The organism is Caballeronia catudaia, from assembly GCF_001544755.2.
Classification (GTDB): Bacteria; Pseudomonadota; Gammaproteobacteria; order Burkholderiales; family Burkholderiaceae; genus Caballeronia; species Caballeronia catudaia.
Window position 1 is genome coordinate 89,127 of the sequence record NZ_FCOF02000010.1, and the last position, 22,166, is coordinate 111,292.

Here is a 22,166-nt window from a genome sequence, read left to right on the forward strand (position 1 = left end):
GCGGCTTGGAAGGAAAGCGCTATTTTAGACCGGACGGCTTACGTCGCCGGGGTCGGCCGTTCGGCCAATGGCGGGCGAACGCTCGTCGCGGTAGCATCGGGTGAATTTCATCTGATTCCTTCCGGAGCACGCAATGGGCGACATCTACGGCTTTTCGGCTGAAACGCTCGACGGCGCGACCGTCGATCTCGACACCTATCGCGGCAAGGTTCTGCTCATCGTGAATACGGCGAGCGAGTGCGGTTTCACGCCGCAATACAAGGGCTTGCAGGAGGTCTACCAGCAGTTCGCGGCGCGCGGCTTCGAAGTGCTCGGCTTTCCGTGCAATCAGTTCGGCAAGCAGGAACCGGGCGACGCGGCGCAGATCGGCAGCTTTTGCGAGAAGAACTTCGGCGTCACGTTCCCTATGTTCGCGAAGATCGAGGTGAACGGCGCGAACGCGCATCCGCTCTACAAGTATTTGAAGGACAAGGAGCCGGGACTGCTCGGCATCGAGGCCATCAAGTGGAATTTCACGAAGTTTCTCGTGGATCGCGAGGGGAACGTCGTCAAACGTTACGCGCCGCAGACCAAGCCGGACGCGATCACCGACGACATCGAAAAGCTGCTCTGAGCGCATTCACAGAATCGGCGAGAAAAGCCGCGCGACGTGCATCGCCATGCGCCGCCAGAACGCCTTGCCGCGGTAGTCGTCGGCGTCGATCTCGAAGGAATGCGCGAAGTCTGCGAGCAGCATCGCTTCCACTTGGCTTGCGAACGCGCGATCGACCGTCAGCACCGTGATCTCGAAGTTCAGGCGGAACGATCGGTTGTCGAGATTCGCGCTGCCGATAGACGCCGCGATGTCGTCGACGAGCACGACCTTCTGATGCAGAAAGCCCGGCTTGTAGCGGAAGATGCGCACGCCCGCCTGCACGAGATCGTAGGCATAGAGCCGTGACGCAGCGAACACCACGCGGTGATCGCGCCGGCTCGGAATCAGGATGCGCACGTCGACGCCGCGCATCACCGCGAGCCTGAGGGCCGAAAACACGGCCTCGTCGGGGATCAGATACGGCGACGTGATCCAGATGCGCTCGCGCGCCGCGTTGATCGCCTCGACGAAGAAGAGCGAGCACGTTTCCTGTTTGTCGGCGGGGCCGCTCGACAGCACCATGCAGTGCATGTTCTCGTCCGAATGCGGCGCGGGTCCGAGTTCGGGCAGACGCTGCGTCGCCCAGTACCAGTCTTCGGTGAAGACGAACTGGATGCTGGCCACTGCCGGGCCGCGCACTTCCACGTGGGTATCGCGCCACGGCGAAAGGCGCGGATTGCCGCCGAGATATTCGACGCCCACGTTGTGCCCGCCGACGAACGCGCATTTGCCGTCCACGACGACGATCTTCCGATGATTGCGGAAGTTGATCTGGAAGCGATGCACGAACTTGCGCGTGGCCGCGAACGGATGCGCTTCGACGCCGCCGGCGCGCAGTGCGTTCACGTAGCGATGCGGCAGGTCGAAGCTGCCGATGCTGTCGTACAGGAAGTACACGCGCACGCCGGCCTGGGCCTTTTCGATCAGCGCATCCTTGAGCTTTTCGCCGAGCGCGTCGGCGCGCACGATGAAAAATTGCACGACCACATAGCGTTCGGCCGCGGCGATGGCGTCGAGCATCGCGGCGAACGTGGCGTCGCCATTGATGAGCAAGCGCGCCGAGTTGCCGCGCAGAAAGGGCATCCCGGAGAGGCGCTGCAGCGTGCGGATCGTCGGATTGCCGAGATAGGCCGCCGGTCCGGGCGCGATTTCGCCGCGCGCGCCCGTCGAATCGACCAGCGCGGCGGTTTCGGGCGCATCGCTGCGGGCGCCCGAATCCCATTCGGCGGGCTTCGAGCGGTTGCGCAGGATGTCGATCTCGAGCCGCCGCTCGTCGATGTAACCCGCGAACTTGCTGCGGCCGAGGAAGAGATACGGAATCAGCGTGAAGTAGGGCATCGCGACGAGCGACACGGCCCACGCGACCGCGCCTTGCGACGTGCGTGTATTGATGACGGCATGGATCGCGGCAATCACGCCGAGGACATGCGCGGCCATCACGAGCGTGCCGAGGTGTAGCCAGTCGGATGCTTGCATAGACGCGGGGAAGGGTTGGAAGGGCTTTGCTAATGGCGATTTGCCATATTACCCAACCCGTTCGCGCGCAGTGTCAGAGAACGTTGCGGCGCCTGGGCCTCGCCGCAACGCTCGCCCGCGCGGGCAACATCAGGCAGGCAGATCGGCGGCCTGGATGAGGAAGACGTTGTCGTCGCCGGCGCTCGTCGAAAGCCACACGAGATCGAGGCCGCCCAGCGCCGCCTCGACATTGGGCCGCTCGTTGCCGATCTCGACCACGAGCACGCCGTCCTCGGTCAGCCACTTGCCCGCGTCGCGCACGATGCGCCGCACGACGTCCATGCCGTCCGCGCCGCCGGCGAGCGCGAGCTCGGGCTCATGCCGGTACTCTTCCGGCAGCGCCCGCATAGCGTGTGCGTTGACGTAGGGCGGGTTCGTGATGATGACCTCGTAACGCGCGGTCGGCAGCGGCGCGTACAGGTCGCCTTCATGGAGCGTCACGCGCTCGTCGAGACCGTAATCGTCAACGTTGCGGCGTGCCACCGCGAGCGCGTCCGGCGAGATATCGACGGCATCGACATCGGCGTTCTCGAAGGCCTCTGCCGCGAGAATCGCCAGACACCCGGAACCGGTGCACAGTTCGAGCACGCGCGTGACCTGATCCGGATCGGCCACATAGGGCTGCAAGCCGTCCTGCAACAACTCGCCGATGAACGAGCGCGGCACGATCACGCGTTCATCGACGTAAAAGCGGCGGCCGTGCATCCACGCTTCCTGCGTGATGTACGCGGCGGGAATGCGTTCCTTCGCGCGGCGCTCGATCACTTTCATGACGGCGTCGATTTCGTTGTCGAGCAAACGCGCGTCGAGGAACGGATCGAGCGTGTCGAGGGGCAGATGGAGCGTGTGCAGGATCAGGTACGCGGCTTCGTCGTAGGCATTGGCCGAGCCGTGGCCGAACGACAAGCCCGCTTCGGTGAAGCGCGAAACGCCGAAGCGCAGCAGGTCGCGCACGGTGGTGAAGGGTAGCGCCATCGAAGGCTCCTTTTTATTTTGGGATCAATTAGGCCAAGTGAGTCAAGCGATCAGTTGTTCGAGCACGCGCCGGTACACGTTCTTCAACGGTTCGATGAAACGCACTTCGACATGCTCGTCGATCTTGTGGATCGTGCCGTTCGGCGGGCCGAACTCGATGACCTGATCGCAGATGCGCGCGATGAAGCGTCCATCGGACGTGCCGCCCGTGGTAGACAGCTCGGTGCGCACGCCGGTTTCATCGAAGATGGCTTTATCGAGCGCATCCGACAGCGCGCCGCGCGGCGTGAGAAACGGCAGGCCGCTCACGATCCACTTCAGATCGTAGTCGAGGCCGTGCTTGTCGAGAATCGCGTGCACGCGGCTCTGCAGGCCTTCTACCGTGCTCGCGGTCGAGAAGCGGAAGTTGAACATCAGGTCGGCGTGGCCGGGAATGATGTTGGTCGCGCCCGTGCCGGAATGCAGGTTCGACACTTGCCAGGTTGTCGGCGGGAAGTATTCGTTGCCGTCATCCCATTTTTCGGCGACGAGCTCGGCGAGCGCGGGCGCGAGCAGATGCACCGGATTCTTCGCGAGATGCGGATACGCGATATGCCCCTGCACGCCCTTGACGACGAGCTTGCCCGTCATCGAGCCGCGCCGGCCGTTCTTGACCATGTCGCCGAGCGTGGCGTTCGACGTCGGTTCGCCGACGATGCAGTAATCGAGGCGCGTTCCGCGCGCCTTGAGCGCTTCGACGACCTTGATCGTGCCGTCGGTCGCGGGGCCTTCTTCATCGCTCGTGATCAGAAACGCGAGCGAGCCGCGATGCTCCGGATGACGCGCCACGAATTCCTCGCTCGACACCACGAACGCCGCGAGCGACGCCTTCATGTCCGCCGAGCCGCGGCCGTAGAGCTTGCCATCGCGGAGTGTGGGCGTGAAGGGCGGCGAGCTCCATTGTTCGAGCGGGCCGGTCGGCACGACATCGGTGTGGCCGGCGAAGGCGAGCAGCTTGGCCGAAGCGTCCGTGCCGCGCTTCACGGCCCACAGATTCGTGACGCCGCCCGATTCAATCGTTTCGCATGCGAAGCCGATCGCCGCGAGCCGCTCGATCATGAGCGCCTGGCAAGCCTGGTCGTCGGGCGTGACGGATGCGCGTTCGATCAGCGCTTCGGTGAGAGAGAGGGTGGCGGACATGGTTCTTTTTCCACAGCGATAAAAAATGCCGGCGCGCGGGCCGGCACTCGGTGCGAACTGGCGATGACCGTCGGGTTCACAGTCATCGCGTCGGCTCAGACGAAGAGCGTTTCATACTGCTCGGCGGAAAACCCGAGGGTCTTCACGCGCCCGTTCACGACGACGACCGGCCGCTTGATGATCGACGGCTTGTGGATCATCAGTGCGATCGCGCCCGAAGTGGTGTCGGCCTCGGCCTTGTGGACGTCGGACAGGCCGCGCCACGTCGTGCCGCGCTTGTTGATGAGCTGATCGAGCGGCACGTCCTTCAGCCAGTCCTGGATCAGCTTGTCATTCACGCCGGCCTTCTTGAAGTCGTGAAACTCGAACGGCACGCCGTGTTCTTCCAGCCACACGCGCGCTTTCTTCACGGTGTCGCAATTCGGAATGCCGTAGACGACCGTCGTCGGGGTGGATCCGCGTGCCAACTCAGTCGCCTCGCAGCAGTTCGTTCAGGCCGACTTTCGCGCGCGTCTTCGCGTCGACCTTCTTGACGATCACGGCGCAGTAGAGGCTGTGCGAACCGTCCTTCGACGGCAGGTTGCCCGCGACGACGACCGAGCCCGCCGGAATGCGGCCATAGCTGACTTCGCCGGTTTCGCGGTCGTAGATCTTGGTCGACTGGCCGAGATAGACGCCCATCGAAATGACGGAGTTTTCTTCGACGATCACGCCTTCCACCACTTCCGAACGCGCGCCGATGAAGCAGTTGTTCTCGATGATCACCGGGTTCGCCTGCAGCGGCTCCAGCACGCCGCCGATGCCCACGCCGCCCGACAGATGCACGTTCTTGCCGATCTGCGCGCACGAGCCGACGGTGGCCCAGGTATCGACCATCGTGCCTTCATCGACATAAGCGCCGATGTTCGTGTACGACGGCATCAGCACGACGTTCTTCGCGATGAACGAGCCGCGGCGCGCGATGGCCGGCGGCACGACGCGGAAACCGCCCGCGGCGAAGTCTTCGGCGGTGTAGTTCGCGAACTTCGAGGGCACCTTGTCGTAGAACTGCGTGTAGTTGTAAGACCCGCCGCCGGCGGGCATCGGCGCGTTGTCTTCCAGACGGAACGACAGCAGCACGGCCTTCTTGAGCCACTGATTCACGATCCACTCGCCGTCGCGCTTCTCGGCCACGCGCATCTCGCCGTGGTCGAGCTGCTCGATCGCATGCGCGACGGCTTCGCGGACTTCGGCGGGCGCGGCCTTGGGCGACAGCTCGGACCGGTTTTCCCAGGCGGTATCGATGATGCTCTGAAGTTGTTGCGACATAGTTGGTATCGAGGATGGGTAGTTTTGGACCGGCGACGCTGCTCAGGACGTCAGCGTGCGGCAGAATTCGACGATGCGGCGGGCCCCTTCTTCACATTCGCCAGTCTCGGCCACGAGCGCGATGCGCACGAAGCCTTCGCCCGGATTCGTGCCATGCGCTGCGCGCGCGAGAAAAGAGCCCGGCAGAACCGTCACATTATAGTCGGCGTACAGACGCGCGGCGAACCCGGTGTCGCTGAGCCCGGTGCGCGAGACGTTCGCCCAAAGGTAGAACGCGGCGTCAGGCAGGCGCACGTCGAGGACTTCGGCGAGCATCGGCGTGACCGTTTCGAACTTTTGCACGTACTTCGCGCGGTTGTCGCGCACGTGCGTTTCATCAAGCCAGGCGACGACGCTCGCGCGCTGGAAGACCGTCGACAGCGCCGCGCCGTGATACGTGCGATAGAGCAGGAAGTCCTTCAGGATCGCTGCATCGCCGGCGACGAAGCCCGAGCGCATGCCCGGCACGTTCGAGCGTTTCGACAGGCTCGACAGCATCACGAGACGCTCGAAGCCGCGGCCGAGCAGCCGCGCCGCTTCGAGACCGCCGAGCGGCGGCTTCGATTCGTCGAAATAAATCTCCGAATAGCACTCGTCGGACGCGATCACGAAGCCGTGCTCGTCCGACAGCGCGAACAGCTCGCGCCAGTTGTCGAGCGTCAGCACCGCGCCGGTCGGATTGCCCGGCGAGCACACGTAAAGCAATTGCGTACGGGCCCAGACGTGCGCCGGCACTTGCGAGTAATCGCAGGCGAAATTGCGCGCCGGGTCGCTGTTGACGAAGTAGGGCTCGGCGCCCGCGAGCAGCGCCGCGCCTTCGTAGATTTGATAGAACGGGTTCGGACAGAGTACGATGGGCGGTTCGGCGGCGTCCGTCGTGCGGGTGTCTACCACGGTCTGCGCGAGTGCGAAAAGCGCTTCGCGCGAACCGGCGACGGGCAGCACTTCGGTCGCCGGATCGATCGATTCGAGGCCGTAGCGCGCTTTCACCCACGTCGCGATCGCGGAGCGAAGCGGCTCGCTGCCGAGCGTGGCCGGGTATGAGGCGAGGCCGTCGAGCGCGTCGACCACGGCTTCGCGGATCAGCGCGGGCGTCGGATGCTTCGGCTCGCCGATGCCGAAGCTGATCGGCGCGAATCCCGCGCGCGGCTCGATGCCCTTGAAGAGCAAGCGAAGCTTTTCGAACGGATAAGGCTGAAGTTTCTTGAGAAGTGGATTCACGGCGTGACCGGTAAGCAGTGAGCGATGCCAGGCGGCGCTAAAGCGCATGAAACGCCTGCGGAATCGGCATCGGAAGACATCGAACGGACGTGAAACGAACTTGCGATTATAGCGTGCGGCGTCATGCCCGAAGCGGCGGGCGGCGCGTGCGACGAAGGACAAAGAGCGAATGAAGAACGGTGTATCGCAATGACCGGTAACGTGCGCAATGCATCGTTGGCATGGCCGACGCTCGCGATCATGCTCGGCGCGTCGGTGTGGGGGCTCGTCTGGTATCCGATGCGCATGCTCGCCGCGATGGGCCTGTCCGGCACGGCGGCCAGCGCAACGACGAGCGGCGCCGCGTGCATCTTCGTGCTGCTCGCGAAGCGCCGCTCGATCAGCACGCTGTCGTGGCACTGGCTGCTCGTCGCGCTCGGGGTGGCGGCCGGCGTCACGAATATCGGCTTCGTGTGGGGCGCGATTCACGGACAGGTGATGCGCGTGCTGCTGCTGTTCTATCTGACGCCTGCCTGGACCGCGATCTTCGCGCACTTCATCCTCAAGGAACGCCTCACGCGCGCCGATGCCTTGCTCTCGCTGCTGTCGCTCGCCGGCGCGGTGACGATGCTCTGGTCGCCCGAGCTCGGCTTGCCGCTGCCCGCAAACCTCGCGGAATGGGCGGGTCTTATGGGCGGCATGGGCTTCGCGATGAGTAACGTGCTCGTCGTCAAGGTCACGCGCACCTTGCCTGCGATGAAGGCCGAGATGCGCACCGCGGTGATCTTCGGCGGCGCGGCGCTGGTCGCTTCCGTCGTCACCCTGTTCGAGCCGATGCCCGAGCCGCCCGCGGCCGCGCTCTTGCCCACGGTGACGTTCATCGTGATCGGGCTGGGGATCGTGCTCGCGGTCAACAACATGATCGTGCAGGTCGGGCTCGCGCGCGTGCCGGCCAATCGCGCGTCGATCATCATGCTTTTCGAGCTCGTCGTGACGGCGCTCTCGGCGTGGCTGTTCGCGGGCGAAGTGCCCGGTCCGCGAGAATGGGCGGGCGGCGCGTGCATCGTCGCGGCGTGCGTGCTGTCGGCGTGGGTGCATCGGCAGGGCGCCTCGCGTTCGCCCCCCGCGCCCGAAGCGCTCGACATCGCCGGCGATGCGCCGCAAAGCAAAAAGAAATCGACTCGCGCGATGGTATGATGGTGTCCGCTTCGCCGGGCCAGTCTCGATGGCATTCGAGTCCTGCTCGTCCGGCGATCGACGGGCCGCGCGGCGGTCTGTCTGCTCTGTCTGCCTTATCCTCCGTCACTCATTAAAACAGCGATATCGCCGTGCGTCTGACCTCGATAAAACTCGCTGGCTTCAAGTCCTTCGTCGATCCCACGCATTTCCAGGTCCCCGGCCAACTGGTCGGCGTCGTCGGGCCGAATGGCTGTGGCAAGTCCAACATCATCGATGCCGTGCGCTGGGTGCTCGGCGAATCGCGCGCCTCGGAGCTGCGCGGCGAATCGATGCAGGATGTGATCTTCAACGGCTCGACGGCGCGCAAACCCGGCAGCCGGGCGAGCGTCGAACTCATCTTCGATAATGCCGACGGCCGCGCTGCCGGTCAGTGGAGCGCTTACGGCGAAATCGCCGTGAAGCGCGTGCTGACGCGCGATGGCACCTCCAGCTATTACATCAACAATCTGCCTGCGCGCCGCCGCGACATTCAGGACATCTTCCTCGGCACCGGCCTCGGCCCGCGCGCCTACGCGATCATCGGGCAGGGCATGATCGCGCGCATCATCGAGGCGAAGCCGGAAGAACTGCGCGTGTTCCTCGAGGAAGCCGCAGGTGTGTCGAAGTACAAGGAGCGCCGTCGCGAAACCGAGAATCGTCTGCACGATACGCGTGAAAATCTGACGCGCGTCGAGGACATCGTCCGCGAGCTTTCCACGAATCTCGAGAAGCTCGAAGCGCAGGCGGCCGTCGCGACGAAGTACAAGGACTTGCAGGCCGAAGGCGAAGAGAAGCAGCGGCTTCTGTGGCTTCTTCGCAAGAAGGAAGCGGGCAACGAAGCCGAGCGCCAGCAGCGCGCGATCCGCGAGGCGCAGGTCGAGCTCGAAGCGCAGACCGCGCGTTTGCGTGAAGTCGAAGCGCAACTGGAGACGCTGCGCGTCGCGCATTACAGCGCGAGCGACGCGATGCAGGGCGCGCAAGGCTCGCTGTACGAAGCGAATGCCGAAGTGAGCCGGCTGGAAGCGGAGATCCGCTTCATCGTCGAATCGCGCAATCGCGTGCAGGCGCAAATCGCCGCGCTCACGGCGCAACGTGAGCAGTGGCAGTCGCAGGCGCAAAGGGCGCGCGACGAAATCGACACCGCCACCGAAGCGCTCGCGGAAGGCGAAGAGAAGGCCGCCATCGCGCAGGAGAATGCCGCCGCGAAGCACGACGCGCTGCCCGCGCTCGAAGCCCGCTGGCGCGATGCGCAGGCCCAGTTGAACGAAGAACGCGCGGGCATCGCGCGCGCGGAACAGGCCCTGAAGCTCGAAGCGGCGCATCAGCGCAACGCGGATCAGCAGCTTCAGCAATTGCAGCAGCGCCAGGAACGTCTGAAGAACGAAGCGAGCGGACTGGACGCGCCCGACGAAGCGCAACTGGAAGAGTTGCGCATGCAGCTCGCCGAGCACGAAGAGGTGCTTGCCGAAGCCCAGGCGCGCCTCGCCGATGCGCAGGAGACCGTGCCGCGTCTCGATGCCGAACGGCGCGCCGCGCAGGAACGCGTGCAGAAGGAAAGCGCGCACATCCATCAGCTCGAAGCGCGTCTCGCCGCATTGAAGCAGCTTCAGGAAAGCGTGCAGACCGAAGGCAAGATCCAGCCCTGGCTCGACAAGCACGAGCTCGGCGCGCTGCCGCGTCTGTGGAAGAAGCTGCATGTCGAAACGGGCTGGGAAGCGGCGCTCGAATCCGTACTGCGCGAGCGTCTCGCCGCGCTCGAGGTATCGAATCTGGATTGGGTCAAGGCCTTCGCCACCGATGCGCCGCCCGCCAAGCTCGCGTTCTATTCGCCGCCCGTCGCGGGCAAGCCGTTCGAGGCGCCGCAAGGGCTGCGCTCGCTGCTTTCGCTCGTGCGCATCGACGATCCGGGCTTGCGTGCCGTATTGAACGAATGGCTCGCGACGATCTTCGTCGCGGATGACCTCGCGCAGGCGCTCGCGTCGCGCAATCAGTTGCCGGACGGCGCCGCGTTCGTCGTGAAGGCGGGGCATATCGTCACGCGCGTGGGCGTGCAGCTTTACGCGTCGGACTCCGAGCAGTCGGGCATGCTCGCGCGTGCACAGGAAATCGAGAATCTGACGAAACAGGTGCGCGCACAGGCGCTCCTGTCCGATGAAGCGAAGGCCAACGCCGTACGCGCCGATGCCGCGCATACCCAAGGCTCGCACACGCTCGCCGAAGCGCGCGCCGCCGCCGAACGCGCGACGCAGCGCGTGCACGCATTGCAGATGGACGTGCTGAAGCTCGCGCAGGCGCACGAGCGCTACACGCAGCGCAACACGCAGATCGGCGAGGAACTGGAAGAGATCGCCGCGCAGGTCGACGAGCAGCGCGCGCTGCGTGCCGAATCGGAAGCCGCGTTCGAACGTCACGACGGCGAGATCGCGCAGTTGCAGGCGCGCTTCGAGGACAACCAGCTCGCGTTCGAATCGCTCGATGAAGAACTGACGAACGCGCGCCACGCACTGCGCGAGCTGGAACGCGCCGCGAGCGATGCCGGTTTCGCCGTGCGCGGCCTGTCCGCGAAGATCGACGAATATCGGCGCAACATCGACACGGCGCACGATCAGAGCGAGCGCATCGCGGGCACGCTGGAAGACGCGCGGGCCGAGCTCGAAACCATCAACGAGCAAACCGCGCAAACCGGGTTGCAGGACGCGCTGGAAGTGCGCGCGGCGCGCGAGGAATTGCTGCATGCGGCGCGCGTCGAACTGGACGATCTCACCGCGCGTTTGCGTCAGTGCGACGAGCAGCGTCTGCTGGCGGAACGCTCGCTGCAGCCGCTGCGCGACAGAATCAACGAATTGCAGTTGAAGGAGCAGGCCGCGCGCATCAGCGGCGAGCAGTTTGTCGAGCAGTTGCAGGCGGCGGGCGTCGACGAAGCGGAGCTCGCCGAAAAGCTCACGCCGGACATGAAGCCTTCGTATCTGCAGGGCGAAGTCACGCGCCTGAACAACGCGATCACCGCGCTCGGGCCGGTCAACATGGCCGCGCTCGAAGAACTCGCGGCGGCGACCGAGCGCAAGCACTTCCTCGACGCGCAATCGGCGGATCTGAACGACGCCATCGGCACGCTGGAAGACGCGATCCAGAAGATCGACCAGGAAACGCGCGCGTTGCTGCAAGGCACGTTCGACGAGGTGAACCGTCACTTCGGCGAACTGTTCCCGCGTCTTTTCGGCGGCGGCCAGGCGAAGCTCATCATGACCGGCGACGAAATCCTCGACGCCGGCGTGCAGGTGATGGCGCAGCCGCCGGGCAAGAAGAATTCGACGATCCATCTGCTTTCGGGCGGCGAGAAGGCGCTGACCGCGACCGCGCTCGTGTTCGCGATGTTCCAGTTGAACCCCGCGCCGTTCTGTCTGCTCGACGAAGTGGACGCGCCGCTCGACGACGCCAACACGGAGCGTTTCGCGAATCTCGTGCGTGCGATGGCGGCGAAGACGCAGTTCCTGTTCATCTCGCACAACAAGATCGCGATGGAAATGGCGCAGCAACTGATCGGCGTGACGATGCAGGAGCAGGGCGTGTCGCGCATCGTCGCGGTGGACATGGAAGCTGCGGCGGGCTTTGCGCAGAACGGCTGAAGCATTGCGCCGGATTCGAATTGAGTGAAGACCGGACGACGTTCCGGCAACGTGCGTCACGGCGCGGAGTGCGCGCATCGGCCAGACGGCGCGATGCGTGCGACAGATCGCGCGGCGCTTCGTAACCTAAAAGAATGATGGAGCCTGCATGGACGAGTTGACACTCGGTTTGGTTGGAGCCGGAGCCGTGGTGGTGGGCGGCGTGGTCGTGTACAACGCGTGGCAGTCGGCCAAGGTGCGTCGCAAGATGCCGCGCCCGATGCCCGACGAAGCTGCCGATGCGCTCGCGCGTCAGGAAACCGACGACGAGCAGCCGTTCATCGAGCCCGTTCGCCAGTCTCGGCGTGAGCCGGTGGCGGGCGACGCCAACGCCGAGCCGCGCGATACGCGTGTCGAGCCGAGCTTCGGGACCGCGGGCGCGCCTTCCGACACGTCGACGGCCACGCCGCCGATCGCGCCGGCCGATACCGCCGTCGATCTTCAGGCCGAGGCGACTTCCGCCAACGGCGTCGCCGAAAGCGATGAAAACGGCAGCGAAGACGAACGCGCCGAACCGGTGCTGCCCGCCGCGACGACCATTTCATCGGCGCCGCCGGCGACGGTCGATCGACGCATCGATTGTGTCGTGCCGATCCGGCTCGCCGCGCCGGTCGCGGGCGATCGCGTGATTCCGCTCGCGCAGCGTCTGCGCCGCGCGGGCACGAAGCCGGTCACCATCGAGGGCAAGGCGGAAGGCGAGAGCGCATGGGAGTTGCCGCGCAACGGCGTGCGCTACGAGGAACTACGCGCGGCCGCGCAACTGGCGAACCGCAGCGGCCCGCTGAACGAGCTCGAATTCTCCGAGTTCGTGACCGGCGTGCAGCGCCTGGCCGACGCCATCGACGGCGCGCCCGACTTTCCCGACATGATGGAAACCGTCGGCATGGCGCGCGAGCTTGACGCGTTCGCCGCGCAATGCGACGCGCAACTGTCGATCAACATTCTCTCCGACGGCGCGCCGTGGTCCGCGAATTACGTGCAGGCGGTGGCGTCGCAGGACGGCTTGCTGCTCTCGCGCGACGGCACGCGCTTCGTGAAGCTCGACGCGAAGCAGAACCCCGTCTTCATGCTCCAGTTCGGCGATACCAACTTCCTGCGCGACGACCTCACCTACAAGGGCGGCCAGATGATCACGCTGGTGCTCGACGTGCCCGTCGCGGATGAAGACATTCTTCCGTTCCGCCTCATGTGCGATTACGCCAAATCCCTCTCGGAGCGCATCGGTGCGCGCGTCGTGGACGATCAACGCCGGCCGCTGCCCGAATCCGCGCTGCTCGCCATAGAAAAGCAATTGATGACGCTGTATGCGAAGCTGGAGCAGGCGGGCATTCCGGCCGGCTCGCCCGCGACGCGGCGTCTTTTCAGCCAGTAGTCGCCTGCTCGTGCGCGCGGCTGGCCGCGCGTGCCCGCCGTCGCAGAAACGCGCCCCGGCCGGGGCGCTTTCTTTTGCGTGCGCGCAGCCGCATATCGGCCCGCGATCAGGTCCGCGCTTATCCCGTTCGGCCGAGGCCACGATTTACCGATCTTCTGAGACAATCGAACGACCGGTTGACCGATTTAACTCACCCATTCGAATCGAAGCCGCATGTCCGCAAAATCAAAAGCCGAATCCGCCGCCGCCCGAAAGTCGGGCGCTGCCGTGCCCAGCGCCGATCGCCCGGCCGAACGCGCGGCCTGGCTGCGCTCGGAGCTCGAGCGTGCGAACTACGCGTACTACGTGCTGGACCAGCCGGACCTTCCCGACGCCGAATACGACACGCTCTTCAAGGAGCTTCAGGGCATCGAGACCGATCACCCCGATCTGATCACGCCGGATTCGCCGACGCAGCGCGTGGGTGGCGAAGTGGCTGCGGGCTTCACGCCGGTCGTTCACGACGTGCCGATGCTCTCGCTCAACAACGGCTTCGCGGATGAAGACATCGCTGCGTTCGACAAACGCGTGTCCGATGCGCTGGGCCATGCGAGCGTCGAATACGCATGCGAACTCAAGTTCGACGGACTCGCGATTTCCCTGCGCTACGACGACGGCCGCTTCGTGCAGGCGGCCACGCGCGGCGACGGTGCGACCGGCGAGGACGTGACCGCCAACGTCCGCACGATCCGCTCGATTCCGCTCACGCTGAAGGGCGAGAGCGTGCCCAAACGGCTCGACGTGCGCGGCGAGGTGCTCATGTTCAAGCGCGATTTCGAGCGCCTGAATCAGCGTCAGCGCGACGCGGAGCAGCGCGAATTCGCGAATCCGCGCAACGCGGCGGCGGGCGGACTGCGCCAGCTCGATCCGAAGATGACGGCGCAGCGTTCGCTGTCGTTCTTCGCGTATGGCATTGGCGTGCTGGAAGGCGGCGAAATGCCCGCCACGCACGCCGCGCTTCTCGACTGGTACAAGGAGATGGGCTTGCCCGTGAATGCGGAGCGGGCGGTAGTCGTTGGCGCGGACGGTTTGCTCGGCTTCTTTCACGAGATCGGCGAGAAGCGCGAGAAGCTGCCGTATGACATCGACGGCGTCGTCTACAAGGTCGATCGCCGCGACGAGCAGGACAAGCTCGGCTTCGTTTCGCGCGCGCCGCGTTTCGCGCTCGCGCACAAATTCCCGGCACAGGAAGCCTTGACGCAATTGCTGGCCATCGACGTGCAGGTCGGCCGTACGGGGGCGATCACGCCGGTGGCGCGTCTTGCGCCGGTGTTCGTCGGCGGCGCGACCGTCACGAACGCCACGCTGCACAACGAAGACGAAGTGCGCCGCAAGGACATTCGCATCGGCGATACGGTCACGGTGCGGCGCGCGGGCGACGTGATTCCCGAAGTCGTCGGGGCGATCCTCGAGCGGCGTCCGGCCGACGCGCGCGAATTCGTGATGCCGACGGAATGCCCGGTCTGCGGCTCGAAGATCGAGCGCCTGCCGGACGAAGCCATCGCGCGCTGCACGGGCGGACTGTTTTGCCCGGCGCAGCGCAAGCAGGCGCTCTGGCACTTCGCACAGCGCCGCGCGCTCGACATCGATGGGCTCGGCGAGAAGATCATCGATCAACTGGTCGAGCAGAATCTCGTGCGCACGCCCGCGGATCTGTTCAGTCTCGGCTTCTCGACACTCGCGGCGCTCGATCGTTTCGCGGACAAATCCGCGCAGAATCTGATCGATTCGCTGGAGAAAGCCAGCAAGACGACACTCGCGCGCTTCATCTACGCGCTCGGCATCCGGCATGTGGGCGAATCGACGGCGAAGGACCTCGCCAAGCACTTCGGCTCGCTCGATCCGATCATGTCGGCATCGGTGGAACAGCTGCTCGAAGTCAACGATGTCGGTCCGATCGTGGCCGAAGCCATATACAACTTCTTCAGCGAAGAGCACAACCAGCATGTGATCGAGCAGTTGCGCGTGAAGGTTTCATGGCCGGAAGGTCCGCCCGCGCCGAAAGCGCCGCAGGGCGTGCTCGCCGGCAAGACCGTCGTGCTGACGGGCACGCTGCCTACGCTCGCGCGCGAAGAAGCGAAGGAAATGCTGGAGGCGGCCGGGGCAAAAGTGGCCGGCTCGGTATCTAAGAAGACCGACTACGTCGTGGCGGGCGCGGACGCGGGCAGCAAGCTCGCGAAGGCGGAGGAACTCGGTGTCCCCGTTCTCGACGAAGACGGCATGAAGAAGCTTTTGGAAGGAGTGACTCCATGATTCGTGAAATCCTGAAAATGGGCGATCCGCGCCTGTTGCGCATCGCGCAGCCGGTCGAGCATTTCGATACGCCGGAATTGCACGCGCTCGTGCAGGACATGTTCGACACGATGCGCGACGCCAACGGCGCGGGGCTCGCCGCGCCGCAGATCGGCGTCGATTTGCAGGTGGTGATTTTCGGTTTCGGGCACAACGAGCGTTATCCCGACGCGCCGTCGGTGCCGGAAACGGTGCTCATCAATCCGATCATCATGCCGAACGGGCACGACATGGAGGAGGGCTGGGAAGGGTGCCTGTCCGTGCCGGGTTTGCGCGGCGCGGTGCAGCGTTTTTCGATGATCCGTTATCAGGGCTTCGACCAATACGGCAACGCGATCGAGCGCCTCGCCGAAGGCTTTCATGCCCGCGTCGTGCAGCACGAGTGCGATCATCTGATCGGCAAGCTCTATCCGATGCGCATCACCGATTTCTCGAAGTTTGGCTTCACGGAGGTGCTCTTTCCGGGACTCGATCCGGTGCGCGACGAATAAACGCGCTCGGTGAACCGCAAGGGAACGAGGCCGCTTCGCGAGAGGCGGCCTTTTCTTTACGCCATCGCCTTGGGGTTGCCGCTGATATCCGGCTGGCGAAACAGCGCGACATGTTCCGGATTCGCGGACGCTTGCAGACGTCCGTCGGGCAGACGGGCGATGACCATTTCGCCGACGCCGGGGCTCGTCACGACGACTTCGTCGCGCAGGGCGAGCAGGGCTTCGAGCCGTCGTCGGCCGTTGACGATCTCCAGACCGGTCCCCGTCTCACGAACGATGATTTCAACTGACATGGCGATTCTCCCTCAATGCCGTTTCGATGCTGCTGATCCTGGTGCCGCCCGCTTCGATGGCGAGGTCGCATGCGGCGCCCATCGCCTGACAGGTGTATCGGATCGATGACTCATTTTCTTTAGCCAAAAAGCGGCCAAAAACGAAAAGGCACGATCGGGACTGCATCGTGCCAAATTGTTCGCTGAAACGTCGTATTTTTGCGACGCTACAACTCGCTTAGAAAGTCTCGTTCGGCGCGAGATAGCGCCACTGCCCGGGCGGCAGCGCGCCGAGCGTGACCCGCCCCATGCGGATGCGCTTCAGGCCGACGACGTCAAGTCCGACCAGTTCGCACATGCGGCGAATCTGCCGTTTTTTGCCTTCCCGCAGGACGAAACGAAGCTGCTCGCCGTTCTGCCAACTGACCTGCGCCGTCTTGAGCGGCACGCCGTCGAGTTCGAGGCCGTGACGCAAGAGCGCGAGCTTCTCGGCGGGCAGGTGTTGATCGACGTCGAGCGTATGCTCGCCGAAGCGCACGCGCACGAGATATTCCTTGTCGACTTCCGAATGCCCCCCGATCAACTGTTTCGCGATGCGGCCGTCCTGCGTGAGCACGAGCAGGCCCGTCGAATCGATGTCGAGGCGTCCGGCGGGCGCAAGCGTGCGCAGATGCCCGGGCGCGAATCGGATGCCCGAACGGTCCTCGTCCCAGTGATTGGCCTGGTTGATGAGCGTGACTGCGGGCTCGTAGCCGTCTTCGGCCTGCCCCGAGACATAGCCGACCGGCTTGTGCAGAAGGATCGTCACGAGTTGCGACTGCGCGGAATGCGCCGCGGGCAGAATTTCGATGTTCTGCGTGGGACGGATGCGCGAGCCGAGCGTATCGATGATGACGCCATCGACGAGCACCCAGCCTTTTTCGATCCATTCGTCGGCTTCGCGGCGTGAGCAGAGGCCGAGTTCGGACATCACTTTCGAAAGACGCACGAGGCCGTCGTGATGTTCGCGAGGCTTCGCTGCGGAGTCGGCGGCGGGCGCGGCGGGGTTGGCTGTGGGTTTGTGCGCTTGCTCGCGCTTTGCGAACGGGCGCTCTTCGGATGATCTGCGCTCGCCGCGCGCCGGGCGGTCTTCGAACGACTTTCGCGGACCGCGTTCACCGAAAGGGGGGCGCGAATCGTCGCCACGCGGTTTGAACGCGCGACGCTCATCGCCGCCTGAGGTGCGCTCGCCGCGAGCCGGCCGGTCTTCGAACGACTTGCGCGGACCGCGTTCACCGAACGCCGGACGCGAATCGTCGCCACGCGGTTTGAATGCGCGACGCTCATCGCCGCCTGAGGTGCGCTCGCCGCGAGCCGGCCGGTCTTCGAACGACTTGCGCGGACCGCGTTCACCGAACGCCGGACGCGAATCGTCGCCACGCGGTTTGAATGCGCGACGCTCATCGCCGCCCGATGTGCGCTCGACGCGGGCTGGGCGATCTTCGAACGACTTGCGCGGACCGCGCTCGCTGAACGCAGGACGCGAATCGTCGCCACGCGGTTTGAACGCGCGACGTTCATCGCCGCCCGAGGTGCGCTCGCCGCGAGCCGGACGATCTTCGAACGACTTGCGCGGACCGCGCTCACCGAAAGCAGGACGCGAATCATCGCCACGCGGTTTGAACGCGCGATGTTCATCGCCGCCCGAGGTGCGCTCGCCGCGAGCCGGACGATCTTCGAACGACTTGCGCGGACCGCGCTCACCGAAAGCAGGACGCGAATCATCGCCACGCGGTTTGAACGCGCGATGTTCATCGCCGCCCGAGGTGCGCTCGCCGCGAGCCGGACGATCTTCGAACGACTTGCGCGGACCGCGCTCACCGAAAGCAGGACGCGAATCATCGCCACGCGGTTTGAACGCGCGATGTTCATCGCCGCCCGAGGTGCGCTCGCCGCGTGCCGGGCGGTCGTCAAACGACTTGCGCGGACCGCGCTCGCCGAACGCCGGACGCGAATCGTCACCACGCGGTTTGAAGGCGCGACGCTCATCGCTCCCCGCCGTGCGCTCGCCACGAGCCGGACGATCTTCGAACGGCCTACGCGGACCGGACCCGGAACGCGAATCGTCGCCGCGCGATTTGAACGCGCGCGGTTCTCGCGGCGTATCTCCACGCTTTTCAGCGCCCGGCTGGCCCGCGCGCTTTGGACGCGCCTCTTCGGGCGCCGCTGGGCGCACAGGCTTGCGCCCGGTGGCAGTGCCGGATCGGACCGGCGATCGCGTCGCCGACGTGGGACGCGGATGTTTGGCTGTCAGTTTGACGCGCATAAAGTCTCAGGCTGCGATCGCGCGCAGCAGCTCGGTTTCCACCTGGATCTGGGTGCGGTTGTTCGACAGGCTTTTGCCGTCGAGCAGAAACACGTCCTCGACACGTTCGCCGAGCGTGTTGATTCGCGCGGCCTGCACGCCGATCCGGTGTTGCGCCAGAACGCGCGCGATCGAATAAAGAAGGCCCTGCCGGTCGTTGGCCGACACAGACAGGATGTAGTACTGACCACGATCGTCGGGGCGAAGATCGACGCGCGGGGTGATTGGAAATGTGCGCACGAGCCGCGACAGGCGGCCTTTCGACGGCTCCGGCAAGATGCGCTCGTCCACCAGCAGTGCGGCCAGTTGCTGCTCGACGAGATTGGCGATGTCGCGATAACTCCCGTCGTGGTCCGGATGCGCGACGAGGAAGTTGTCGAGCGCGTAGCCGTGCCGTGTCGTCGTCACGCGCGCATCGAGCACGGACAAGCCGTTTTTGTCGAAGTACGCGCAGATGCCGGCAAAAAGATCCGGCCGGTCCTTCACGTAGACGAGGACTTGCAGCGCGGCGCCGATGGGCGAGGGCCGCGCGCGCACGATCGGCGAATCGCTCTCGACGTGTCGATACAGCACGCGCGTCTGCCACGCGATATCGGCCGGATCGTGCCGCAAGAAATAGCCGACGTCGAGTTGATCCCAAAGACGCTTTTGCGCATGTTCGGGCACGGTTTCGAGGCGCAGAAGCGCAAGCGCCGCTTCCTGTCGCGACTTGAGTTCCGAATGCGCGTCGGGCTGCGCGCCGCCGAGCACGGCCAGCGTCGCGCGGAACAAGTCTTCCAGCAGCTTGCCCTTCCAGTTGTTCCAGACTTTCGGGCTCGTGCCGCGGATATCGGCCACGGTCAGAAGATAAAGCGCCGTGAGCCGCCGCTCGGTCTTCACCACCGTCGCGAACTGTTTGATGACTTCCGGATCGCTCGTGTCCTGCTTCTGCGCGACGTGGCTCATGGTCAGATGCTGCTGCACGAGCCAGACGACGAGTTCGGTGTCTTCCTGCCCGATGTCGTGCTCGCGGCAGAAGCGCCGGGCGTCGACCATGCCGAGCGTCGAATGATCGCCGCCGCGGCCTTTCGCGATGTCGTGAAACAGCGCCGCGACATAGAGCACCCACGGGCGCTCGAAGTTGCCCATCAGCTGACTGCAGAACGGATACTCGTGCGCATGTTCGGCGATCGCGAAACGCCGCAGGTTGCGCAACACCATCAGGATGTGCTGATCGACGGTGTAGACGTGATAGAGATCGTGCTGCATCTGGCCGACGATGCGCCGGAAGTTCAGCAGATAGCGCCCGAGCACGCTGGTCTGGTTCATGAGCCGCAGCGCGTGCGTGATCCCTTCGGGCTGCTTCAGAATTTCCATGAACAGGCGCCGGTTCTCCGGATCGCGCCGCCAGTTGCGGTCCATCAGGTCGCGCGCGTTGTAGATCGCGCGCAGCGTGCGCGCCGAGAAGCCCTTCACGCCGCGCGTCTGTTCGTAGAGCAGGAAGGATTCGAGAATGGCGTGCGGCTCGCGCTCGAAGACATCGTCGCGGGCGATTTCCAGCATGCCTTGCTTCTCGACGAAGCGCCCGGAAATGACGCGCGTGATGCCGCTCGTCGACGGAAAGAGCTGCGCTTCGACGTTCTGGATCAGGATGGTTGCGAGTTGCGTGACCGCCTTCGCCGCCCAGTAGTAACGGCGCATGAGCTGCTCGCTCGCGCGCTTGGCGGTCGTCGCCTCGAAGCCGAAGCTTTCGGCGAGCGGCGTCTGCAAATCGAATACGAGAATGTCCTGGCGACGTTTCGCGATCACGTGCAGGCGCGCGCGCAGCGCCTTCAGGAAGCCTTCGTTGCGGCGCAGCTCACGCGCTTCGCGATCGGTGATGAGCCCGCACGTGTCCAGTTCGCGCCAGTTGCTGCCGAAGCCCGCCCCGCGCGCGATCCACAGAATGAGTTGCAGATCGCGCAGGCCGCCCGGGCTTTCCTTGATGTTCGGTTCGAGGCTGTAGGGCGTGTCCTGGAACTTCGCGTGGCGCTGACGCATTTCCAGCACTTTCGCCTGGAAGAACGCGCGTGGATCGAGCGTCTCACGATAGCGCGCACCGAAACGCTGAAACAGCGCCGTGTCGCCGCAAATGCGCCGCGCCTCGAGCAGCGACGTCTGCACGGTGATGTCGTTGCCCGCTTCGGCAATACATTGCTCGACCGAGCGCACGCTGCTGCCGATATCCAGCCCCAGATCCCAAGCCATGCCGATGAAGCGCTCGACCCGGCCGTTGAGTTCCGCGTCCTCGCTTTGCGGCGACGCATCGGGCAGGAGCACCAGAATGTCGACGTCGGAATAGGGCGCGAGCTCGCCGCGCCCATACCCGCCGACCGCGACGAGCGCCGCGTGGTCTGGCATGTCGCAGGCGGCCCAGGCGCCTTTGAGGGCGTCGTCGGTGGCGCGCGCGAGCGCGTGCATGAGCGGCTCGACGTTCGACGTCGCCTGAAAGCGTTCGATGAGCGCCGCCTTCGCCGCCTTGTAGGCGGCGCGCAGCGTTTCACAGGGCGTGGCGACGGCGGCAGTGCTGCTCATGGACTGGACGAAAAAGGCGAGAGGAGAGTGGCGCGCCAGCCTGCGTGCCGGCGCGCGGAAGAACGCGGAATCAGGCGGTGGCCGCGATGAGTTGCGACGGCGCCTGCGTGTCCGCCGAGACGGTCAGCACTTCATAGCCGGTCGGCGTGACGAGCACGGTGTGCTCCCACTGCGCCGACAGGCTGCGGTCGCGCGTCTTGACGGTCCACTGGTCGGGCATCGTGCGGATTTCGCGGCGGCCTGCGTTGATCATCGGCTCGACGGTGAAAATCATGCCCGCCTCCAGTTCGATGCCCGTGCCCGGACGCCCGTAATGCAGCACTTGCGGCTCTTCGTGGAACACCTGACCGATGCCGTGGCCGCAGTATTCGCGCACCACGCTGTAACCCTGCGACTCGGCGTGCTTCTGGATGGCATGGCCGATGTCGCCGAGATGCGCACCGGGGCGCACCTGATCGATGCCCAGCCACATGCAGTCGAATGTGGTCTGCACGAGGCGCTTCGCCAGAATCGAACCCTCGCCGACGATGAACATGCGGCTCGTATCGCCGAAATACCCGTTCTTGATCACGGTGATGTCAATGTTCAGCGCGTCGCCATTCTTCAGCACTTTCTCACCGGGGATGCCGTGACAGATCACATCGTTCACGGAAATGCAGGTTGCCTTCGGATACGGCGGATAGCCGGGCGGCTGGTAATTCAGCGGCGCGGGAACGGTGCCCTGTTCCTTCACCATATATTCGTGACAGAGGCGGTCGAGCTCCTCGGTCGTCACGCCGGGCACGATGTGCGGCGTGATGAAATCGAGCACTTCGCTGGCGAGCCGGCAGGCGACCCGCATCTGCGCGATATCGTGTTCGTTTTTCAGCGTGATGGACATGACTTGGCCCGGAAATGCGTGTATGCGGCAGTGAGCCGCGAAAGCGGCATTATCGCACCTTAGGAAATGAGCCGCACCCGGATAGTTCAAGGCGGGCGGCGCGGCGGCGGGATTGCGGGGCGCGCACTGGCCGGTTGTCCCTTCGAGTGGGCGGCTTGAGCCGGACAATCGTCACATGCTATACTTCTGG

16 protein-coding genes are annotated in these 22,166 nt (G+C 65.0%); 6 read left to right on the forward strand and 10 right to left on the reverse strand.

The genetic code is table 11. The annotated features are described in order from the left end of the window. The first annotated feature begins 133 nt into the window (after positions 1 to 133). Complete coding sequence (locus tag AWB75_RS13650; protein ID WP_061124610.1) at positions 134 to 613, forward strand: glutathione peroxidase; 480 nt, start codon at positions 134 to 136, stop codon at positions 611 to 613. 6 nt (positions 614 to 619) lie between these two features. Here the strand turns inward: AWB75_RS13650 and cls are convergent, their stop codons facing one another. From cls to dapC, 6 genes are all read right to left on the reverse strand, one after another. Continuing rightward, the gene (cls, locus tag AWB75_RS13655) at positions 620 to 2,110 is read right to left on the reverse strand and encodes a cardiolipin synthase (protein WP_061124611.1); all 1,491 of its coding nucleotides are present in this window, start codon (positions 2,108 to 2,110) and stop codon (positions 620 to 622) included. Positions 2,111 to 2,239: 129 nt separating this feature from the next. Further along, positions 2,240 to 3,124, reverse strand: a complete 885-nt coding sequence (prmB, locus tag AWB75_RS13660; protein ID WP_061124612.1) for a 50S ribosomal protein L3 N(5)-glutamine methyltransferase — start codon at positions 3,122 to 3,124, stop codon at positions 2,240 to 2,242. 42 nt (positions 3,125 to 3,166) lie between these two features. Further along, positions 3,167 to 4,303 carry a succinyl-diaminopimelate desuccinylase gene (gene dapE / locus AWB75_RS13665; RefSeq protein WP_061124613.1) on the reverse strand — a complete coding sequence of 379 codons (1,137 nt, stop codon included), beginning with the start codon at positions 4,301 to 4,303 and terminating at the stop codon, positions 3,167 to 3,169. Between the two features lie 95 nt (positions 4,304 to 4,398). Then, positions 4,399 to 4,770 (reverse strand): ArsC family reductase, encoded by a 372-nt coding sequence (locus AWB75_RS13670; RefSeq protein ID WP_061124614.1) that lies wholly within the window; start codon positions 4,768 to 4,770, stop codon positions 4,399 to 4,401. Position 4,771: 1 nt separating this feature from the next. Beyond that, a complete protein-coding gene (gene dapD / locus AWB75_RS13675; RefSeq protein WP_061124615.1) occupies positions 4,772 to 5,611 on the reverse strand; it encodes a 2,3,4,5-tetrahydropyridine-2,6-dicarboxylate N-succinyltransferase in 840 nt (279 codons plus the stop codon). A gap of 42 nt (positions 5,612 to 5,653) precedes the next feature. After that, positions 5,654 to 6,871, reverse strand: coding sequence for a succinyldiaminopimelate transaminase (gene dapC, locus AWB75_RS13680; RefSeq protein ID WP_061124725.1), 1,218 nt, complete (start codon positions 6,869 to 6,871; stop codon positions 5,654 to 5,656). Between the two features lie 189 nt (positions 6,872 to 7,060). Here dapC and AWB75_RS13685 point away from each other — a divergent pair, with 189 nt between their 5' ends. From AWB75_RS13685 to def, 5 genes are all read left to right on the forward strand, one after another. Next, complete coding sequence (locus AWB75_RS13685) at positions 7,061 to 8,047, forward strand: DMT family transporter (RefSeq protein WP_061124616.1); 987 nt, start codon at positions 7,061 to 7,063, stop codon at positions 8,045 to 8,047. Between the two features lie 131 nt (positions 8,048 to 8,178). After that, positions 8,179 to 11,694: a chromosome segregation protein SMC gene (gene smc / locus AWB75_RS13690; RefSeq protein WP_061124617.1), complete on the forward strand. Its 3,516-nt coding sequence runs from the start codon at positions 8,179 to 8,181 to the stop codon at positions 11,692 to 11,694. 148 nt (positions 11,695 to 11,842) lie between these two features. Further along, a complete protein-coding gene (locus tag AWB75_RS13695) occupies positions 11,843 to 13,105 on the forward strand; it encodes a cell division protein ZipA C-terminal FtsZ-binding domain-containing protein (protein WP_061124618.1) in 1,263 nt (420 codons plus the stop codon). Positions 13,106 to 13,318: 213 nt separating this feature from the next. Beyond that, a complete protein-coding gene (gene ligA, locus AWB75_RS13700) occupies positions 13,319 to 15,397 on the forward strand; it encodes an NAD-dependent DNA ligase LigA (RefSeq protein ID WP_061124619.1) in 2,079 nt (692 codons plus the stop codon). Beyond that, positions 15,394 to 15,927: a peptide deformylase gene (def, locus tag AWB75_RS13705; RefSeq protein ID WP_014191121.1), complete on the forward strand. Its 534-nt coding sequence runs from the start codon at positions 15,394 to 15,396 to the stop codon at positions 15,925 to 15,927. Before ligA ends, def begins: the two co-directional genes overlap by 4 nt. Positions 15,928 to 15,983: 56 nt before the next feature. Here the strand turns inward: def and AWB75_RS13710 are convergent, their stop codons facing one another. The 4 genes from AWB75_RS13710 to map all read right to left on the reverse strand — a co-directional run bounded on the left by AWB75_RS13710 (position 15,984) and on the right by map (position 21,976). Further along, the gene (locus AWB75_RS13710; protein WP_061124620.1) at positions 15,984 to 16,220 is read right to left on the reverse strand and encodes a hypothetical protein; all 237 of its coding nucleotides are present in this window, start codon (positions 16,218 to 16,220) and stop codon (positions 15,984 to 15,986) included. Positions 16,221 to 16,437: 217 nt separating this feature from the next. Continuing rightward, a complete protein-coding gene (locus tag AWB75_RS13715; RefSeq protein WP_087086610.1) occupies positions 16,438 to 18,504 on the reverse strand; it encodes a pseudouridine synthase in 2,067 nt (688 codons plus the stop codon). Positions 18,505 to 18,510: 6 nt separating this feature from the next. Then, positions 18,511 to 21,096, reverse strand: a complete 2,586-nt coding sequence (locus AWB75_RS13720) for a [protein-PII] uridylyltransferase (RefSeq protein ID WP_061124621.1) — start codon at positions 21,094 to 21,096, stop codon at positions 18,511 to 18,513. 70 nt (positions 21,097 to 21,166) lie between these two features. Continuing rightward, positions 21,167 to 21,976, reverse strand: a complete 810-nt coding sequence (gene map / locus AWB75_RS13725) for a type I methionyl aminopeptidase (protein ID WP_061124622.1) — start codon at positions 21,974 to 21,976, stop codon at positions 21,167 to 21,169. Positions 21,977 to 22,166 lie beyond the last annotated feature (190 nt).

What these genes read in the sequence shown, in the direction of transcription:
- AWB75_RS13685 (WP_061124616.1), top strand. Translation starts at nt 7,061, where the DNA reads ATGACCGGTAACGTGCGCAATGCATCGTTGGCATGGCCGACGCTCGCG.
- prmB (WP_061124612.1), bottom strand. Translation starts at nt 3,124, where the DNA reads ATGGCGCTACCCTTCACCACCGTGCGCGACCTGCTGCGCTTCGGCGTT.
- AWB75_RS13710 (WP_061124620.1), bottom strand. Translation starts at nt 16,220, where the DNA reads ATGTCAGTTGAAATCATCGTTCGTGAGACGGGGACCGGTCTGGAGATC.
- cls (WP_061124611.1), bottom strand. Translation starts at nt 2,110, where the DNA reads ATGCAAGCATCCGACTGGCTACACCTCGGCACGCTCGTGATGGCCGCG.
- def (WP_014191121.1), top strand. Translation starts at nt 15,394, where the DNA reads ATGATTCGTGAAATCCTGAAAATGGGCGATCCGCGCCTGTTGCGCATC.
- map (WP_061124622.1), bottom strand. Translation starts at nt 21,976, where the DNA reads ATGTCCATCACGCTGAAAAACGAACACGATATCGCGCAGATGCGGGTC.
- dapD (WP_061124615.1), bottom strand. Translation starts at nt 5,611, where the DNA reads ATGTCGCAACAACTTCAGAGCATCATCGATACCGCCTGGGAAAACCGG.
- AWB75_RS13715 (WP_087086610.1), bottom strand. Translation starts at nt 18,504, where the DNA reads ATGCGCGTCAAACTGACAGCCAAACATCCGCGTCCCACGTCGGCGACG.
- AWB75_RS13720 (WP_061124621.1), bottom strand. Translation starts at nt 21,096, where the DNA reads ATGAGCAGCACTGCCGCCGTCGCCACGCCCTGTGAAACGCTGCGCGCC.
- ligA (WP_061124619.1), top strand. Translation starts at nt 13,319, where the DNA reads ATGTCCGCAAAATCAAAAGCCGAATCCGCCGCCGCCCGAAAGTCGGGC.
- AWB75_RS13650 (WP_061124610.1), top strand. Translation starts at nt 134, where the DNA reads ATGGGCGACATCTACGGCTTTTCGGCTGAAACGCTCGACGGCGCGACC.
- AWB75_RS13695 (WP_061124618.1), top strand. Translation starts at nt 11,843, where the DNA reads ATGGACGAGTTGACACTCGGTTTGGTTGGAGCCGGAGCCGTGGTGGTG.
- dapE (WP_061124613.1), bottom strand. Translation starts at nt 4,303, where the DNA reads ATGTCCGCCACCCTCTCTCTCACCGAAGCGCTGATCGAACGCGCATCC.